This is a genomic window from Nonomuraea sp. NPDC050790, from assembly GCF_044456745.1.
Classification (GTDB): Bacteria; Actinomycetota; Actinomycetes; order Streptosporangiales; family Streptosporangiaceae; genus Nonomuraea.
In genome coordinates, this window is record NZ_JBITGF010000020.1 from 42756 (window position 1) to 59745 (window position 16990).

Here is a 16990-nt window from a genome sequence, read left to right on the forward strand (position 1 = left end):
GCCGTTCACGAAGTTGTTGCGCGCAGCGCGGCGGCGAGTCCTGCCGCGCTGTGACCGGGCGAAACGCCTTCCACCAGAACGGCGACGCCCTCGATGTGCCCGGTGCGCAGCGGCAGGATGTCCTGGTAGGCGGCCGACTCGTACCAGCCGGTGACATGATCCATGTCGGGGAACTCGATGACCACGACGGTGCCGGGCCACTCGCCTTCACGGACGTCCACCTCGGGTCCGTGAACCAGGAACCGCCCCTGGAAGGGGTCCATGGTGGACTGGACGCGTTCCATGTACTCCAGGACGTCGGGGTGCGCGGACGGCGTCTTGAGATGGGCGATCGCGTAAGCGGTCATGGGGTGAGCCTTTCGTGGTGAGGCGGTGTGCCGGCTGGACGAGGCCAGGCTGGCACGACGGCTCACGCCGGAGGAAAGGCCGAACGCGTATGACCGCGATACGCAGAACGCATGAGCTGCCCTCAGTCCTGGGCGGGGCGGAAGGTGGCGGCGCGGGTCAGGGCCTGGGCGGCTTCGGGTAGGAAGGACCAGAACATGTGGAAGACGTGCGCCTCGACCGGGTACAGGTCGAGCTCCGCCTCCACTCCGTGCTCCGCCGCTCGCTCGGCGAGCAGGCGTGCCTCGTGGATCAGGGCGTCTCCGGTGCCGACCTGCAGGAGCATCGGCGGGTAACCGGTCAGGTCCGCCTTGAAGGGGTCGAGCACCGGGCCGCGTACCGGCTGACCCTGAAGGTAGTCACGCGCGGAGTCCCGGCTGAGCATCAGCAGCGGTGCCGACGCGGTCTCGGCCATGATCTCGCAGGTCAGGTCGAACCATGGGCAGAGCAGGAGTGCGCGTCCGGGCAGGGGTAGTTGTCGTTGTTTGATTGTGGCCAGGAGTGACAGGGCCAGTCCGGCGCCGGAGGAGTCTCCCGCGACGGTCAGGGTGGTGGGGTCGTCGGTGCGGTCGAGCAGCCATTGGTAGGCGCGGATCACGTCGTCGAGGGCGGCCGGGTAGGGGTGTTCGGGGGCCAGCCGGTATTCGGGCAGCAGCACCGAGGTCCCGGCCGCCACGCAGAAGGCGCCCACCAGTGAGCGGTAGCCGTAGGCCGACCCCATGGTGTAGCCACCGCCGTGCAGGTAGAGCACGGTGGGCGGGCACTCCGAGCCAGGCGTCAGCACGAACGACGGCACCCCGCCCGCACTGAGCGGACGGGTATCGATCTCCGCAGGTACGGGGAACTCCGCCAGCAGCGACTCGAAGGCCTCGCGTAGTTCCTGCCGGTGCGCGGTCCCGACGATCGCGTGCCGCGGGTCCATCAGGCGGGCGATCCGTCCGGCCATGTCATCTCCGGCCGCGCGGGCCGCCGCCACGGCGACGTCCACGTCGGCGAGGACGGCGCGGGCGCGCTCCAGCAACGCTGTTCCGGCGGACGTCAGTTCGACCCGGTGGGTGGTACGGCGTAGCAGCTCGTAGCCGATCAGCCGTTCCAACGCCCGGATCTGGCGGCTCAGCGCGGGCTGTGACAGATAGAGCCGGCTGGCCGCCCGGCCGAAGTTCAGCTCATCGGCCACCGCGACGAACGCCCGCAGATGCCGCAACTCGATCGCCTCCGGCGCCGCAGGCAACGGCAGCTTCTCACTCACCCCGCCATTGTGGGCCATGCGTCGCGCGCATTGCGGTCATGCACGTTCGGCCTTTCCCCCGGCAGGCACGGACATGCCACTGTGACCGCGTCGAAAGGAACACCATCATGGGCTTCCTGGTCAACTCCACGTACATCACGCTCGACGGCGTCATCGGCGACCCGCAGGACTGGCCGTCCACGGGCGACGACGGTGGCGCCTCCAAGAAGATCCAGACCGATCTGCTGCTCGCCTCCGACGCCCTGATCATGGGCCGGCGCACCTACGAGGTGTTCGCCGCCACCTGGCCAGAACGCTCCGGCGACGCCTACAGCGACCACATCAACACCATGCCCAAGTACGTCGCCTCCACCACCCTCACCGCCCCGTCCTGGTCGGCCACCAGCGTCCTGGCCGAGCGGGCGGCCGAACGCGTCGCGGCGCTCAAAGGCGATGGCGCGCGGCTAATCCAGTACGGTTTCGGCTCGTTCTCCCGCACGCTGCTGGAACACGGGCTCATCGACGAGCTGCGGCTGTGGGTGCATCCCTTCCTCGTCGGTGGCGGCGACCTGCTCTTTCACAAGGGCCTGACCGCCCGCTTCGCCCTCGCCGACGCCGGCGTCCTGCCGTCGGGCCTGGCCGTGCTGACCTACCGCCCAAAACCCGCACGTCAACCTGCTTGAGCCTCACGTTACGTCAGGCCCTACGTTCACCTCTTGTCTTGGCATCCCATCCAGTGTCCGCCGGACACCCACATCGGAGCAGGAAAAATGAGCAAAATCATCAACTCCACGTTCGTCAGCGTCGACGGCGTCGTCAACCACATGGACGCCTGGCACTTCGCCTACATCGACGAAGAGTCCAACGACATCACCCTTGAGCAGCTCTCGGCGGCCACGGCCCTGCTGATGGGGCGCGCGACCTACGACGTCTACGCCGGAGCCTGGCCGGAGCGGGACGGCGCCTACGCCGACGCGATCAACCACCTGCGCAAGTACGTCGCCTCCACCACACTGCGGAGCGCGCACTGGCACAACAGCACGATCATCACCGACCTGATCCCGGCCGTCGAGAAGCTGAAGCACCAGGACGAGGGCGACATCCTCATGCACGGCTTCGGCCCCGTCGCACGCACCCTCATGCGGCACGGCCTGCTGGACGAGCTGCATCTGTGGGTGCATCCGCGCTTCGCCGGCGTCGGCGGACCCGGCGACATGCTGCTCAGCGAGGGCGACAACACCGCCCTGGAACTGACGGGCACCCGCGCCCTCCGCTCAGGAGTGGTGATCCTCTCCTACCGGGTGGCGGATGCCCCGTGAGCCCGCCCGCGGGCGCCATCCGGGCGGGCAGGCGGGAATGGACGGGTCTGGCCGTCCTCGCGCTCCCCACCCTGCTCGTCTCGCTCGACACCTTCGTCATGCTGCTGGCGATCCCCCACATCAGCATCGACCTCGGCGCCGGCAGCACCCAGCAACTCTGGATCATGGACATCTACGGCTTCCTTGTGGCCGGTCTGCTGATCACCGCCGGAGCCCTGGGCGACCGGTGGGGACGCCGGCGGCTGCTGCTCGTCGGCGCGGCGGCCTTCGGCCTCGCCTCGGCGGCGGCCGCGTACTCCACCAGCCCGGAGATGCTCATCGCGGCCCGAGCCCTGCTCGGCGTCGCCGGCGCCACACTGACCCCGTCGACCCTCGCCCTCATCATGAACATGTTCCAGGACCCCGGCCAGCGCGCCACCGCCGTCGGCATCTGGGCAGGCTGCTTCACCACGGGCGCCATCATCGGCCCGCTGGTCGGCGGCATCATGCTGCAGCATTTCTGGTGGGGGTCGGTCCTGCTGCTCGGTGTACCGGCCATGGCCCTTCTCCTCATGCTCGGCCCGGTCGTGCTACCGGAGTTCCGAAGCACGGCCGGGCGTGACCGGCTGGATCTGCCCAGCGTGCTGCTGTCACTGGCGGCGATCCTGCCGATCGTCCACGGCCTGAAGGAAACGGCCGCCCACGGCTGGCGGCTGGAGTCCGCCGTCAGCCTCGGGCTCGGGCTGGCCGCGGCCGTGGTCTTCGTCCGCCGCCAGAACCGGCTGGCCGATCCCCTGCTGGACCTGCGGCTGTTCGCCGGGCGCAGGGTGAGCTCAACGCTGACCGCCATGCTGCTGTACACGATGCTCTCCGGGGGCACGATGGTCTTCGTCGCCCAGTACCTGCAGCTCAACCACGGCCTGTCACCCCTGAGCGCCGGCCTGGCGATGGTGCCCGGCATGGTGACGGCGATCATCGGCTTCCAGCTCGCCCCTCTCCTGGCCCGGCGCGTCCCCACCGCTCTGCTGTTCGGCGGCGGGCTGCTCACGGCCTCGGCCGGGCTGGTGACGCTGGCCCAGGCCTCGGCCTCGACAGGGCCGGCGCTGGTGGTGGCGGGTTTCTGCCTGACCTCGCTCGGCGGCGGGCCACTCGTGAGCCTGGGCACGAACGTGGTCGTCGGCTCCGCCCCGCCCGAACGGGCCGGGTCGGCCGCGGGGCTGACCCAGACCAGCAACGAATGCGGCTACGCCCTCGGCATCGCCGTCCTGGGCAGCATCGGCGCCTACGTCTACCGCACCCACATGGACCTCGGGGTGCCGCGGCTCCCCGATGGTGTCGCCGCGGCGGCGGCTGATTCCGCCGCCGCTGCCGGCGCGCTGGCCGCGGCACTACCCGGCGAGCAGGCAACCGCGCTGCTGGCGGCGGCCCGTGAGGCCTTCACGGGATCGCTCCAGACCGTCGCCACGATCAGCGCCATCGTCCTGGCCGTCACCGCCGTCGCCCTCCTGAAGCTGCTCAAGGATCACGCCGACTGAAGGACGAAGGCAACAGGAGAGATATGCAGAGCTACTCACAGTTACGCCTCGGCGACCTCGACAACGTCAACGTCACCGTGACCCCGCACCCCGGCGCCACGCTTCTGTCATTGATCGCGGGAACGCTCGGGGGGCGGCCGCACGGCGTGCCCCGGCACTGGCAGCGCACCGTCGAGGCGGTCATCGGCGCGGACTCCGTCATCCTGCGCCCGCTGTTCGACCCGCACTATTCGGTCATCCCCGACTGCCTGACCGCCACCTCGACGATGGCGGAGGCGGACATGAGCTCCTATCTCGGCGCCCTGGCCGAACTCGACGACCACATTCTCATCCAGCAGTTGGAAGCCGAGTTCGGCCCGGCACTCCCCCGGCACTGGCAACCGGTGGCCGACCGCCCGGGAACGTGGACGCGCGCCTACGCCAGGCTCATGGGCCGGCTTTGGGAGGAGTTCCGCATCGTCTGGAAGAACGCCGACGCCCTCTTGCGCAAGGAGCAGGAACGCATCGGCCTGGCCGCGGTGACGCGCAGTCTGCACGTCCTCCTGCCCGGGCTGAGCGATCGCCTGACCTGCGACGACGCCTCCATCCAGCTGCCGGACCAGCAAGGCGCGACTTTCGACCTCGCCGGCCGGCGGCTCACCCTCGTCCCCGTCATCTCCGGCCATGGCGCCTGCCTGTTCTCCTTCGACCAGCCCGGTCCCGCGTGGATCGGCTACCCGCTCCCGGCCGTCGGCCTCCTGTGGTCCGGTCATGCCCGCCCGGCCGTCCGCGACACCACCGACAAGCTCACCCTCGCCCTGGGCCACACCCGCGCCGCCATCCTGCGGCTCGCCGGGACCTCCATGCCCGTCGGCCAGTTGGCCGCCCTGCTGAACTGCTCGCCGTCCACGGCCAGCTACCACTGTGACCAGCTTCAAGCCGCCGACCTGCTCAGCCGGCGACGCCAGGGCCGCCAGGTCCACATCAAGATCACCGCCAGAGGAGAAGAGCTCCTCACCCTCCTGGCCTGACCACCTGCGGAAAGGACCTCATGTCACCGCTCCTTCGCCAGAAAAGCCCGGTTTGGCCCGCGTACGGCGCCGCCGGGTTCGTCGGCCTGTTCTGCGCGGTCGTGCTCATCCTGGCGGCCGTCAACGCGGTCGTCGAAGGCGCCCTGCCCGAAGGCGACGGCTGGATCGCACTGGGAGCGGTAGGGCTCAGGCTGCTCACGGTCGCGCTCGCACTGGCCAGCGTCCGCCCTTGGGGCAGGCGCCTGCCCGGCTGGCTCATCCTGAGCGGGCTCTGGGGGGCGGCCGCCGCCCAGTTCGTCTATCCAGCGCTGGAACTCGTCGTCAAACTGCTCATCCTCGCAGGCGTCCCCATCGCGCTCGGCAAAGGCATCAGCAACATGTCCGCCACAGGCTGGTTCAACTTCGCCGCCGCCTGGGTGGTCTTCGGCATCCCCGCCCTCTTGTTCGGGCTCGCGGCCGTGTCCTACCAACGCCGATCCGCCACCCCCTCCCGCTACGCCTGGCTGGGCATCGTGGCGGGAAGCGCGGCTCTGATGCTGATCGGACTCCTCATCGGATGACAGCTCACGCGCATTTCCGCTCGAACCGTGCGATCGAAGCGTAGGACCCGAAAGTAGGCACAGGCTCCCAGTGGTCCGCCACCGCGACGCCCGTGTACTCCACCGTCTCGCGTGTTCTCGCGTCCTTGTCCGTCACGACACGGCGCGCGCGACCGTCCGGGTGGAAGCGGATCTCCTCACGGACCACGGCGTCGGCCAAAAGCAGGCCGGGCCGGGCATCCGGATAGATCCACACGTACACGCGGCTGAGGAACAGCCGCTCGGCATCGTGGCGCATGAAGGTGTACTGCGTGCCACGACGTCCGGCGCCATCGAGAAACGTCGCCAGCACTACACCGGTCCGCCATATCAAGGTCACCAGGATCGGCGAGCGCGTGCCGGGGCGTGGCGGCAGGATCGCGGTGTACTCCTCACCCTTGGCGTCTCTTGCCCGCGCCTGTTCCTCGGTGAGCGGTGTGCCTGGCTCACTCCGCCGGTGGTTCCAGCGCAAGACGTACGACATCATGTCCGTCTCAGAGCGTTCAGGCACGGTCACTCCCTGCTGTAGATGTGAGGAAGGGGAATGTCTGGAACGGACTCCATCGAAGGCGCTGCCTGACGAGCGGCATCTTGCCACCTGACGCATTCAACCGAGCTTCATTCCGCGATCTTCAGGATGACGCCCACACGCAGCCATCGATGTCCATCCCGGCTCACGCCCACCCCGACGTGACAGTGGTGTAGCGCACCAGTGGCTTCAGACGTGGTGAAACGTTCTGCCGGACCTCGTTAAAGCGTCTCGCCAGCCCTGTAGTGGTCGCGCCCGTTATTCGTCGGGCCCGGTGACCCTATACGGTCACAGCACCCCTTCACATCGACCTGATCGGGCCTGCGCTTGACATCAATGGCCGCGGAGCAATGACAGACCTTCACGTTCCGTCGACGAAGGAGAAACGTCGTCTACCTGAGGTCGGAATGCAAGGGAAGACTGCTTGCATCGAAAAAGCAGCCCTTCAAGAAGGAAGTCCGAATGCGCCAACCAAGACGATACTCTATCGTACTCATCGCGGCTGCCGCCGCTGGCCTATCGCTGGGAACGCCCATCGCGAACGCTAGGTCCGAGACGGCAAATTATCTCCGCTGCATGTACAAGATCACCGCTTCGCACTGGTTCATCTTTTCCACCAACGACCGCTCGAAGTGGGTGACCGCTGGCACGCAGGTGTCCGGACTGCGGGACATCAAACGGACCGTCGGTGGTATCACCTACCGACAGATGGACAAATGGAACTGGGGCGAGACGTCCAGGATGACTCAGGTTCCTGGCAGCGCATGCTGGCGTTGACGCATCCGGCGGCGGCGAGACCAAGCCAGGATCCTTCGCCCCATGGTGCCCCGTAAACGACAGTCGTCAATTCGCCGGCGGTGCGCAGCGAGATGTCCATGAGCGAACGGCCAGCCTCCGGTAGCGTGATGACGCTGCGGCGAATCGAACGACTCAGCCCCGCGGGCGGCATTGCCACCGCAGACGAGGTGAGCACATCACGGTCGAACTTGTTCGGGAACGCGATGAACTCCTCGTGGCGACATCCAGCATGACGAACACGGTTGAGTGGCCCGTGCCCACCAGCTTGGGAGGCTTGGCAACCCAAGCCTCCCAAGCAACACCACTACGACCGCTCAAACTAGCCGAGGGCCAGCAGCGCGGTCGCGGCCAGGCAGGTGACCAGGCCCAGCCGTTGGGCGGAGCGGAGCCGCTCGTCCACCACCACAGCGGCCAGGGCGACGGTCACTCCGGGATACAACGAGGCGATCACAGCCGTAAGCGCAAGGGCGCTGGTCTGCGTGGCGAGCATGAACGCGAGCGAGCCGAGGGAGCCCAGGCATCCGGCGGCGACGCCCCAGCCGAGGGCAGAGGGCCGAGGCAGCCAGCGCTGCCGGAGCGAGCTCGCGACGATCACGGTCACGATCGCACCGACGATCTGGTTCGCAGCGAGGGGAAAGGTGCCTGCCCCCTCCGGTATCTGCGCGAGCGCGACGAAGAGCACACCGAAGCCGGCACCCGCCGCCACACCGTCGGCCAGACCTGCTCGCGATCGGCCGACCGTGCCGCCGCCCTCACTCGAGACCAGCCAAATACCGGGAAGAGCCACGAGCACGCCCAGCCACGCCAGCATGGTGGGGCGTCCGCCCTGCACCACGTCCACCGCTACCGGCAAGAGCGCCGCGCCGACGGCGGAAACCGGGGCGACCAGGCCCATCCGGCCCTTGGCCAGCCCTCGGTACAAGAAGATCGTGCCAACCGTGGTCCCCATCCCCGCGAGCAACGCCCACACGAAGTCGCCCGCTTCCGGTCGGCCCGGAACCACCAGACCTGCCGCCAGCATCAGGGCCACGCCCGCGATCTGGCCGACGAACACCACTGGCCAGGCCCCGGCGCGGCGCGAGCCGAGCCCGCCGAGGAAGTCCGCGGCGCCGTACCCCACGGCGGCTGCCAGGGCGAGCAGGATTCCGATACTCATAAGGACCTCCGGTCGCGAACGGTGACCTGAACAGGGGGTTGGAGGGGCGAGCAGCAGATCGGTACAGCCTCACTTGGGCGCCCCGCAGCGGCCGATCAGACCCTTGGGCCTGCCGTGGATGGAGTCAACTGGGTAGCGCCTGGCGCTCACTATCTGCCGTGGCCAGGTTTGCACGGCTGCGCACACCGAAGGAAAGGCCGAACGTGCATGACCGCAATGCGCGCGACGCATGGCCCACAATGGTGGAGTGAGTGAGAAGCTGCCGTTGCCTGCGGCGCCGGAGGCGATCGAGTTGCGGCATCTGCGGGCGTTCGTCGCGGTGGCCGATGAGCTGAACTTCGGCCGGGCGGCCAGCCGGCTCTATCTGTCACAGCCCGCGCTGAGCCGCCAGATCCGGGCGTTGGAACGGCTGATCGGCTACGAGCTGCTACGCCGTACCACCCACCGGGTCGAACTGACGCCCGCCGGACAGGTGCTACGCGAGCGCACCTACGCCATCCTCGCCGACGTGAACGACGTCGTGGCCGCTACCCGTGCGGCGGGCGATGAGACAGCCGGGCGCATCGCCCGCCTGATGCAGCCCTTGCACACCATCGCCGGTAGCGCGCACCTACAGGAACTACGCGAGGCCAACGAGGCGCTCCTGGCCGAGTTCCCCGTACCTGCGGAGATCGATACCCGTCCGCTCAGTGCGGGCGGGGTGCCGTCGTTCGTGCTGACGCCTGGCTCGGAGTGCCCGCCCACCGTGCTCTACCTGCACGGCGGTGGCTACACGATGGGATCGGCCTACGGCTACCGCTCACTGGTGGGCGCCTTCTGCGTGGCGGCCGGGACCTCGGTGCTGCTGCCCGAATACCGGCTGGCCCCCGAACACCCCTACCCGGCCGCCCTCGACGACGTGATCCGCGCCTACCAATGGCTGCTCGACCGCACCGACGACCCCACCACCCTGACCGTCGCGGGAGACTCCTCCGGCGCCGGACTGGCCCTGTCACTCCTGGCCACAATCAAACAACGACAACTACCCCTGCCCGGACGCGCACTCCTGCTCTGCCCATGGTTCGACCTGACCTGCGAGCTGCTGGCCACAACCGCTTCAGTGCCGCTGCTGACGCTTGCCCACGACGCCGTACGCGACTACCTGCAAGGCCATCCGGCAAGCGATCCGCTGCTCAACCCGCTCACGGCGGACCTGACCGGATACCCTCCCATGCTCATACAGGTCGGCACCGGCGACGCCCTCGTACACGAAGCACGCCTACTCGCCCAGCAGGCGTCCGAGCACGGAGTAGAGGTGGAACTCGACCTCTACCCCGTCGACGCACACGTCTTCCACACCTTCTGGTCCTTCCTACCGGAAGCCGCCCAGGCCCTGACCCGCGCCGCCACCTTTGGAACTGCCCGCGATTGAAGAGCTCGGACCGCTGGTGCGTCGGGCACATCGCGAACTCAGGCTTGCTCGCGTGACCGCACACCGCGCACGCCATCGACACACTCGCGGTGCTGGAGAACGTGGAACGTCTTTAGACCTCTTCCTGGACAACACATGGGACGCGTCCGAGATGGCCGGCCATCAGGCACTGCCGTGGTCATCCCGTTTCCGGCTCTCAGCGCACCGTCGGCTAGACCTGGCTATCAAGACAGCTTGCCACTCCGCACCGAACGCGATCCAGGTGGCGATCTTCACCCGGGCCTCGGCCCAGGTACGGAACCGGGGCGATGCGCGCACTCGACCTTGAGCGTGCTGTTGAACGCCTTGGCGGCTGTGTTTGTCGAGCGCGCAGCCCACACAGTCCATGGACTTGACCACGCCTACGCGGCGGCATAACTCCTGATAGCGGGCAGCTGCCGCGCACACCCTTAGCCGACGCCGTGGACTTTCAGCTTCGGCCAGCATCAACGTCTCGGCCATGGTCTTCACCAAGAATTGCAACAGAGCCGAAGTATCCGGACTGGAACTGCTTCGCCGGGCACTGTTCCCGGAGTTACATTGTTGTCTGCGGCCATCGCTTGGATCTCTTTCGTGTTAACACTGCGCCTGCCGAAAATGCCATCCTGGAACGGCAGCTCGGCGCCGATACCAAGGTGAGATCCGCTCCTGAGGAGCGCGTCTTCCTGGCCGCCCTTCTGGCCTCGTTGCCTCGAGCGGTCCTACGTCGCTTGCGGCTTGTCGTCCGCCCGGACACCATCCTGCGCTGGCACCGCGAGATCGTGAAGCGGCGGCATGCGCGTACCTGCTGGCCGAAACGGCGCGGGCGCCCGCCGACGGCCCGCTCCCTCCGCGCTCTCGTCCTGCGTCTGGTTCGGGAGAACCCGTCCTGGGGCTATCGGCGAGTTGACCACGCTCGGCCTCAAGGTCGCCGCTTCCACGGTCTGGGAGATCCTCCAGCGGGAAGGGATCGACCCGGCACCCGAGCGAGCGTCAACCACCTGGGCCGACTTCCCTGCGCTCGCAAGCCGACGCTCTTCTGGCCTGCGACTTCATCGAGACCGTCACCCTGAACGGACAGCGCCACTACATCCTGGCCATCATCGAGCACGCCAGCCGACGCATCCGCGTGCTCGGCACCATCGCTCACCGCTCACCCCACTTCGGCTTGGGTCACCCAAGCCGAAGCCAGGGTCCAGACCGTGCTCACCGGTATCCGGATGCCGCGGATGAACTCCGTCATGGACCGGTGGGTGCAGACGTGCCGTCACGAGCTCCTGGACCGATGTCTGCTCTGGAACGAACGCCATCTACGCCACACACTTGGCTGGTACGAGAACTTCTACAACCAGCACCGATCCCATCAAGCCCTCGGCCAGGCAGCTCCACTACGCGCTTTCCCCATCCTGATCACCGAGCCAGCACGCATCCTCGACCTGAACATCCGCCGACGCGACCGGCTCGGAAAAATCCTCCACCAATACTCACACGCCGCTTGACCGGCACGGATGTAATTTCCGGCCGGAGCAGCATCACCCACCAGTACCCCGACTATTTGCCCATTGGGTATAGACCGTTTGTTACTGGTGATCAGGACGACAGGAGCGGAGTGACGGTAGACTGTCACGCTCCGTTCTGTGGGAGCCCGAGGGTGCGATTCCCTCGGGCGACCCGACCTAAGAGCGGTCATTTAAGCATAAACCACAGGGTGCCTGCCTGGATCGCGCCGCAGCCGATCAGAAAGGCCGTCAGGGCTCCTGCCTCCAGCGCATCGAGTGGAGGCACAAACACGACGAGAGAAGACGGCAGCGTAGCCACGAAGAGCGCAATACCTGGACCGATCGGCGCGCCGTGCATGACGGAGACGTAGTGGGTTACGCCAGCCGTGATCAGCACGACCCCAACATAGGCACCGGAGATGATGGGTGCCCTGCTCATACTTCTCCCTTCGGGCAGTGGCAGGCCCTCGAAGGGACTGCCACTGGTTGGCTCAACGGGTCGCGTCCGCGCCGTTCTTCGGATTGCCGAAGCGCACAGCCGCGCGATAGACCCAGGCGACCCTCCCGCAGTAGGCCCTGCGCTGTCCGTACGCGGGACAGGTCCAGTCGCGCAAGGTCACATGGAACACGTCGTCCACGCTCCTCTTGTGCCAACTGTCGAGGTAGTAGCGGTAGAGCTTGTATCTGTTACCGATCAGGCCGTAACCGTAGTCGTGCATGTCACAAGCCGCTACGAAGTTGAACCCGGAAGGCCGGTCTGGCGCCCTGGTGCAGTGGTCGTACACCACGCCCACGACCCACCGGCTGGTGGGCAACTCCCGCCAGTACGGCTTGCGCCAGCCGTAGTGCGCCGCCCATGCCGAACAGCCACCTTTGGTGTAGTAGAGCCAGGTCGTGGCGGTCGAGCAGTAGCTGGGGTAGGCAAGGACCGAGATGTCGTCCGCAGGCCGGAACTCGGCTGCGGGTGGAGCCGTGGCGTCGGGATCGGTGAGACTCGGCGCACCGGCGGGCGGGCTGTCGGGCGAGTCAGGGACGCCAGGGAGGCCGCCATCGCCGGTGGAGGTGGCGGTCGGAGCAGCCGAGCCGCCGACGTAGCGCAGGTCCCAGGCCCCCTTACTGACGGACGAAAGCGTGGACACGCGGCCCATGGCGTCGTAGGCGTAGGTGGCCTGGGCGCTGACGCCGGGGTCGGTGACGGTGCGGAGGTATCCGGCGGTGTCGAAGGTGTACTTCGCGACCACCTGTGTTGCGCCGGAGCCGGTCGCGAGCGAGATCTGCTTGACGCGTCCGGCGTAGTCGCCGAAGCCCGCCGCCGTGGCGGTGGTCGCGGCGGCGTAGCTAAAGGTAAGCACGCTTTTCGGCGTTTGCCCGGCGGCCGGTTCCGTCACGGTGGCGACACGGCCATGGCCGTCGTAACCGACGGTGGCGGTGCCGTGTGTCTTGTTGCCCACGCCGGTCACCCGCCAGGAGGCGGCGTCCGACGTCACCTGAGCCCAAGTAAAGGTAAGGTTGAGGTCGGCAGCGTCGGCCACGGTACCGTCGGGCTTGGCGAAGGAGTCATCCCCGGGTGCGTGCGCGCCGAGATCCATCGCGGGTGTCTCGATGATCGTGGTGCGCAAGGCTCCGAGCGCGTCGTCCCAGCGCGTGGCCTCGCTGAGCTTGGCACCATCGGCGGCTTCGAATTCGCGGACGCCGCCCCCCGTAGGCGAGGCGGCACTGCTCTTGAGGTCGTACCGAGTGGAGCCGGGCAGGCCAACCTCGCTGACAACAATGAAGTCGCCATGGACGCTGAGCGAGCGGCTGGTCGTGCCGCCGAGGAACTCCGCCGCCCAGCCAGGTCCGAAGACCGCTAGGTCAGTCCGTGTGAACGGCACAGACTCCGGTTTCGCCAGAGTCCCGTCCACAGCTGTCACCGTGTGCCTGCGTCCGATTGCCCCCGCAGAGACGTCGGATTCTGATAATTCGAAGCTTTGGCCCTCGGGCAGGAACTGGCCCGGACCGATCGGCTGGACAGCGCCAGCCTGATCGGCGGCTACCGGTAAGGCTATGGTGAGGGGGAGAACGGTTACCGTGGCCGCCAGACCAATCGTTAACAGACGTAATCTCTTAATGGGCATTCGTGTGCCGCCTCTTAAATTGATGGTGTGAGACGACGTCATCTTCACAGACGCTGCCTTTAGCGCGCCTTCAGCACACCTCCATCGCGCCTTCATCAATTTTAGAGCCGTTTGAGATCTGCTGCTGGTGACAGCCCGTTGGCGGTACCCGTGAGTAGCCTTTCTGGAAGGCTCCAGCGGGCCCGACGCATTGTTCGGGGTGACCGCGGCCATGGAATGCGGTTCTGATGCTGCGCCTGCCAATAATTACGTCCACCCAACTCGTGGCCACGTTGGCTTTGCCTGGGGTGCGTGAGCTCCGGCTCTCAGTAGGGGGAGAGGGATACGGAATGATGATCGATCGTGCTCCTTCGCCTGGCCTATCTCGCCATGACGAACGCCTTCGCCGTACTGCGACTGCTTCCGATGAGCGATCGGGACAAGGATGTTGAGATACTCGCCCCTGCGCCACCAGATCACCGTGCTTGAACGGGCAACTCGGCGCCGAGGCCCAGGTGAGGTTCGCGCCCGAGGACCGAGCCTTCCTGGCCGCGCTACTGACCCCGCTGCCGCGGGAGGACTTGCGCCGGGTACGGCTGCTTGTCCGGCCGGATACGGTGCTGCGTTGGCACCGCCCGGCGCGTGACACCTCTCCGGATTCCCAACTAATGTGAATGCCTGACCCGCGGCACGGATCAGGCATTCACTCTCAGACCGGGGCGATAATGCGTGCACGTGTTCTGCGTACCCTTTCCGCTGCTGTCCTACTGATCACAGGCGGCTGCACGGCCAATCGCGGCGAAGTGACGCTCATCGAGGGCGACCCCGAATCTTGGTCCGGCACAACCAATCCGGGATGGAGACGCTGCTTCCCGCGAGGTTGCATTACGACCCCCGCAGCCGATGCCTGATGTTGCGCGGTGACGGCCAGAACATCATCCCTATCTGGCCAAACGGCACCAGTTCCGCGACCCGCGACGGCAAACGCGGCGTGGAATCCCCTGACGGCACGATGGCCTTGGAAGGAGATGACATCAACGCCACCGGCGGCTTCCTCAGCGGGCGGGGTGCTGCGGCGGACTGCGCAAGTGGCGACAGCGAGACGGCGGTGTTCGCAATTGCCTCGTTCGTCACTTCGGCCTCGACGTAGGACTTGCTGCACTCGTGTCGGCTGCGCGAAGCTTCGCAGGATGTCGTGGAGAGTCCACATCTCCTGCTCGACTTGTACCGTTCAAAACTCGTGCACGTGGTTGAAATGGTGTTTCTTCGGGTTGGTCAGGCGGCCCGGTGGTATTCGTCGATGGCTCCGCTGAGCACCTTCCGGCGCTGATCCTGCCGGAGCCGAGCCATCGAACACAGCAAAACCCCAGATCAAGCCCCGTGACACAATATCCGACACCTACCCGCATATCCGCCCGCGGCGGCCGACAAGGGGCGGAGCGTCGCGAGCGCACTGCTCCATCAGAGCATCCTGTAATCCAGACACGCGACTGAACCAGCCACACCCGGCAGTGCCCTGCCCGCCGAATCACGCTCGGGCTCGGTTAGTTCAGTCAACACGCCGTGGGTCACCTCGATTCGGGAGCTGAATGACCTGGCAGTGGGATCGCGAGACGACCAGCGGCGAATCGGGGCTCACGCCCGCACGGTCGCGTGCACCGCGGCGTTGGGGAGGCGTACGCGATGTCAGGTGACTGTGTCTGCAGGTGGTGCGCGTACGGCTCGCCCTGGTCACCAGGTCCAGTGGGAGCGGAGGTCGGCGCGCCACTGTTTCGGGTAGTGCTGCAGGATGGTGAAGGCCATGCCGATGTCGCGAGCGATGAACTGGTCGCGTTCGAGCTTGCGGGTGATCGGCTTGCCGGGTGCGCTCTTGTCGTCCCACCAGGATTCCCACTGCTTGATGCAGGTTTGTGCCCCATAGTGCCTGTTGGAGCACGGGGCGGGCGGTGACCAGATCTGCGTGTGGCCGAACGTGACGATCTTGCCGGACGACTCCTCGGTGAGCGTGCCCCAGGCCTTCAGGCAGTAGGGCTGCGAAGGAATATTCCACTTCACATAGTGCTGCCGTCCGGTGGTCGCGAGGGTCCGCAGATTCTGGCAACGCCCGTCGCCGATCTGCTCCTTGGTGATCCTCAACTTGTAGTAGGTGCCGTTGTCGGCCCAGCCGTCCAGCATCACCCAGTCGCCCTCGCGAACGAATGTCTCGGAGGAGTCCGGCGGCCAGGCGGCCGGGTCTCCCCAGCTGATACCGGACGTGGTCGACGACCGAGGCTTCCATGCCCACTGTCCGGCCGCCTTGCCGTCGGCCCAGAACTGTCCCGCGCTACGCACCGACATGCGCGAATACTCGCCATAGTTCTCGGCGCGCGACGCATGAGCAGGTACGGCGGAGCCGGCCAACAGTGCCACCACAGCGGTACTTGCCAGCATCATCATGGACAACTCAATCTCCCTGGGTTGTGCTGATCGAACTCCCATGCCTACCAGACGCCGTTCCCGCCAACGACACGCTTCATCTCATTGGTAATAGTTCAGCCGCACTTATCGATCTTTGAACGGATGCCACCGGCAGGTCCCGCCAATTCACCGTCGGAGCAGAGCCGCCAGCCCCGCACCACGCTAGAGGCGCAGCAGGCACGTGACCCGGTCAAACCATGATGGCTCATCGAACTTGATCGGGTTCTTGGCCTGAGGGCTCCCGTTGATCATTCTGTTGTCGAAGCGAGACAACAGAAGTGCCGCGAGCATGGCCAACGATTCCTCGCCGACGAACTGCAAGGCTCGTACGATTCCGGCCTGTTGGCAAGCCTGGCTCCACCAGCCGCCATCTGTGACATGTCCGCAGGTAGACCAGGGTGAAGAGTCGTATCAGACGGAGAATCGGGGCGTCGTGTGGGTTTCCCCCCGCAGCCTATTTCCACTGCCTCGACGTTCAACGGGAGTGACGCCCGTGTCGTGGACAACACCCTTGAGACGCCAATCAACGCGACGTTCAGCTCATCTCAATCACGGACCTGGCGGATCAGCGTCACAGTGGGCGTAACAGCCGAGCTGACCTCATATCTGCAGACCAATGTCAGCACACAGATCGTGCAGGAACGGACCACCGCCATCGGTGCGAACGCCAGCCTCGTCGTCCCTCCGTACAGCAGAGTGACCGAGCAGTACAGTCTGCACGCGTACGACGTGGTCTACACCGCCCAGAATGTGTACTCCCACCCAGCCGTCCTGGGACGACCGCGCACCGCCCGCACCGGACCACGCCGGGCCACACCGTGCCTGGCCGTCGCCGCCGCCTTGCCGTCGTCTGGGCGGCGACGCCGGCCGTCCGCTGGGCAGAGGCGGACAGGCCGCTCTAGGAGCTGTTCGGAGTTCGGATCTAGGTGAGGCCGGGGAGCGGGCTGGTCATGACTGGTAGAACTCGGGCATGGCCCGTTTCGATATGACTGA

17 protein-coding genes are annotated in these 16990 nt (G+C 66.6%); 9 read left to right on the plus strand and 8 right to left on the minus strand.

The genetic code is table 11. The annotated features are described in order from the left end of the window. Positions 1-5: 5 nt before the first annotated feature. Both ACIBEJ_RS51545 and ACIBEJ_RS51550 read right to left on the minus strand, forming a co-directional pair. Positions 6-347 carry a DUF1330 domain-containing protein gene (locus tag ACIBEJ_RS51545; RefSeq protein ID WP_397190400.1) on the minus strand — a complete coding sequence of 114 codons (342 nt, stop codon included), beginning with the start codon at positions 345-347 and terminating at the stop codon, positions 6-8. 122 nt (positions 348-469) lie between these two features. Then, positions 470-1633 carry an alpha/beta hydrolase fold domain-containing protein gene (locus ACIBEJ_RS51550; RefSeq protein ID WP_397190401.1) on the minus strand — a complete coding sequence of 388 codons (1164 nt, stop codon included), beginning with the start codon at positions 1631-1633 and terminating at the stop codon, positions 470-472. Positions 1634-1740: 107 nt separating this feature from the next. On the opposite strand from ACIBEJ_RS51550, the gene ACIBEJ_RS51555 reads away from it, so the two are divergent. The 5 genes from ACIBEJ_RS51555 to ACIBEJ_RS51575 all read left to right on the plus strand — a co-directional run bounded on the left by ACIBEJ_RS51555 (position 1741) and on the right by ACIBEJ_RS51575 (position 6015). Further along, entirely contained in the window at positions 1741-2295 is a 555-nt protein-coding gene (locus ACIBEJ_RS51555) for a dihydrofolate reductase family protein (RefSeq protein WP_397190402.1), read from the plus strand. Positions 2296-2382: 87 nt separating this feature from the next. Further along, on the plus strand, positions 2383-2931 hold the full coding sequence (locus tag ACIBEJ_RS51560; RefSeq protein ID WP_397190403.1) for a dihydrofolate reductase family protein: 549 nt from the start codon (positions 2383-2385) through the stop codon (positions 2929-2931). Next, the gene (locus ACIBEJ_RS51565; RefSeq protein ID WP_397190404.1) at positions 2928-4445 is read left to right on the plus strand and encodes an MFS transporter; all 1518 of its coding nucleotides are present in this window, start codon (positions 2928-2930) and stop codon (positions 4443-4445) included. The genes ACIBEJ_RS51560 and ACIBEJ_RS51565 overlap by 4 nt, the downstream gene beginning before the upstream one ends. 23 nt (positions 4446-4468) lie before the next feature. Next, the gene (locus ACIBEJ_RS51570; protein ID WP_397190405.1) at positions 4469-5455 is read left to right on the plus strand and encodes an ArsR/SmtB family transcription factor; all 987 of its coding nucleotides are present in this window, start codon (positions 4469-4471) and stop codon (positions 5453-5455) included. Positions 5456-5475: 20 nt separating this feature from the next. Then, positions 5476-6015 (plus strand): hypothetical protein, encoded by a 540-nt coding sequence (locus ACIBEJ_RS51575; RefSeq protein ID WP_397190406.1) that lies wholly within the window; start codon positions 5476-5478, stop codon positions 6013-6015. 4 nt (positions 6016-6019) lie between these two features. On the opposite strand, the gene ACIBEJ_RS51580 is transcribed toward ACIBEJ_RS51575, so the two are convergent. After that, positions 6020-6544, minus strand: a complete 525-nt coding sequence (locus ACIBEJ_RS51580; protein WP_397190407.1) for a hypothetical protein — start codon at positions 6542-6544, stop codon at positions 6020-6022. A 594-nt stretch (positions 6545-7138) separates the two neighbouring features. On the opposite strand from ACIBEJ_RS51580, the gene ACIBEJ_RS51585 reads away from it, so the two are divergent. Further along, complete coding sequence (locus ACIBEJ_RS51585) at positions 7139-7339, plus strand: hypothetical protein (protein ID WP_397190408.1); 201 nt, start codon at positions 7139-7141, stop codon at positions 7337-7339. A gap of 340 nt (positions 7340-7679) precedes the next feature. Here ACIBEJ_RS51585 and ACIBEJ_RS51590 read toward each other — a convergent pair whose 3' ends face one another. Continuing rightward, a complete protein-coding gene (locus tag ACIBEJ_RS51590; protein WP_397190409.1) occupies positions 7680-8516 on the minus strand; it encodes an EamA family transporter in 837 nt (278 codons plus the stop codon). A 247-nt stretch (positions 8517-8763) separates the two neighbouring features. On the opposite strand from ACIBEJ_RS51590, the gene ACIBEJ_RS51595 reads away from it, so the two are divergent. Both ACIBEJ_RS51595 and ACIBEJ_RS51600 read left to right on the plus strand, forming a co-directional pair. After that, entirely contained in the window at positions 8764-9927 is a 1164-nt protein-coding gene (locus ACIBEJ_RS51595; protein ID WP_397190410.1) for an alpha/beta hydrolase fold domain-containing protein, read from the plus strand. A gap of 1220 nt (positions 9928-11147) precedes the next feature. Continuing rightward, positions 11148-11444, plus strand: a complete 297-nt coding sequence (locus ACIBEJ_RS51600) for an integrase core domain-containing protein (RefSeq protein ID WP_397190411.1) — start codon at positions 11148-11150, stop codon at positions 11442-11444. A gap of 187 nt (positions 11445-11631) precedes the next feature. Here the strand turns inward: ACIBEJ_RS51600 and ACIBEJ_RS51605 are convergent, their stop codons facing one another. Continuing rightward, complete coding sequence (locus tag ACIBEJ_RS51605) at positions 11632-11883, minus strand: SCO4225 family membrane protein (protein WP_397190412.1); 252 nt, start codon at positions 11881-11883, stop codon at positions 11632-11634. A gap of 52 nt (positions 11884-11935) precedes the next feature. After that, complete coding sequence (locus ACIBEJ_RS51610; RefSeq protein WP_397190413.1) at positions 11936-13348, minus strand: phospholipase A2; 1413 nt, start codon at positions 13346-13348, stop codon at positions 11936-11938. 1048 nt (positions 13349-14396) lie between these two features. Here ACIBEJ_RS51610 and ACIBEJ_RS51615 point away from each other — a divergent pair. Beyond that, positions 14397-14690, plus strand: a complete 294-nt coding sequence (locus tag ACIBEJ_RS51615) for a hypothetical protein (protein ID WP_397190414.1) — start codon at positions 14397-14399, stop codon at positions 14688-14690. A 581-nt stretch (positions 14691-15271) separates the two neighbouring features. Here the strand turns inward: ACIBEJ_RS51615 and ACIBEJ_RS51620 are convergent. Next, complete coding sequence (locus tag ACIBEJ_RS51620; protein ID WP_397190415.1) at positions 15272-15976, minus strand: hypothetical protein; 705 nt, start codon at positions 15974-15976, stop codon at positions 15272-15274. A 183-nt stretch (positions 15977-16159) separates the two neighbouring features. Further along, positions 16160-16318 carry a hypothetical protein gene (locus ACIBEJ_RS51625; protein WP_397190416.1) on the minus strand — a complete coding sequence of 53 codons (159 nt, stop codon included), beginning with the start codon at positions 16316-16318 and terminating at the stop codon, positions 16160-16162. Positions 16319-16990: the final 672 nt, after the last annotated feature.

Coding starts and splice junctions, on each gene's coding strand:
- ACIBEJ_RS51620 (WP_397190415.1), bottom strand. CDS start 15,976: ATGATGATGCTGGCAAGTACCGCTGTGGTGGCACTGTTGGCCGGCTCC.
- ACIBEJ_RS51590 (WP_397190409.1), bottom strand. CDS start 8,516: ATGAGTATCGGAATCCTGCTCGCCCTGGCAGCCGCCGTGGGGTACGGC.
- ACIBEJ_RS51605 (WP_397190412.1), bottom strand. CDS start 11,883: ATGAGCAGGGCACCCATCATCTCCGGTGCCTATGTTGGGGTCGTGCTG.
- ACIBEJ_RS51585 (WP_397190408.1), top strand. CDS start 7,139: ATGTACAAGATCACCGCTTCGCACTGGTTCATCTTTTCCACCAACGAC.
- ACIBEJ_RS51570 (WP_397190405.1), top strand. CDS start 4,469: ATGCAGAGCTACTCACAGTTACGCCTCGGCGACCTCGACAACGTCAAC.
- ACIBEJ_RS51560 (WP_397190403.1), top strand. CDS start 2,383: ATGAGCAAAATCATCAACTCCACGTTCGTCAGCGTCGACGGCGTCGTC.
- ACIBEJ_RS51545 (WP_397190400.1), bottom strand. CDS start 347: ATGACCGCTTACGCGATCGCCCATCTCAAGACGCCGTCCGCGCACCCC.
- ACIBEJ_RS51555 (WP_397190402.1), top strand. CDS start 1,741: ATGGGCTTCCTGGTCAACTCCACGTACATCACGCTCGACGGCGTCATC.
- ACIBEJ_RS51575 (WP_397190406.1), top strand. CDS start 5,476: ATGTCACCGCTCCTTCGCCAGAAAAGCCCGGTTTGGCCCGCGTACGGC.
- ACIBEJ_RS51615 (WP_397190414.1), top strand. CDS start 14,397: ATGGAGACGCTGCTTCCCGCGAGGTTGCATTACGACCCCCGCAGCCGA.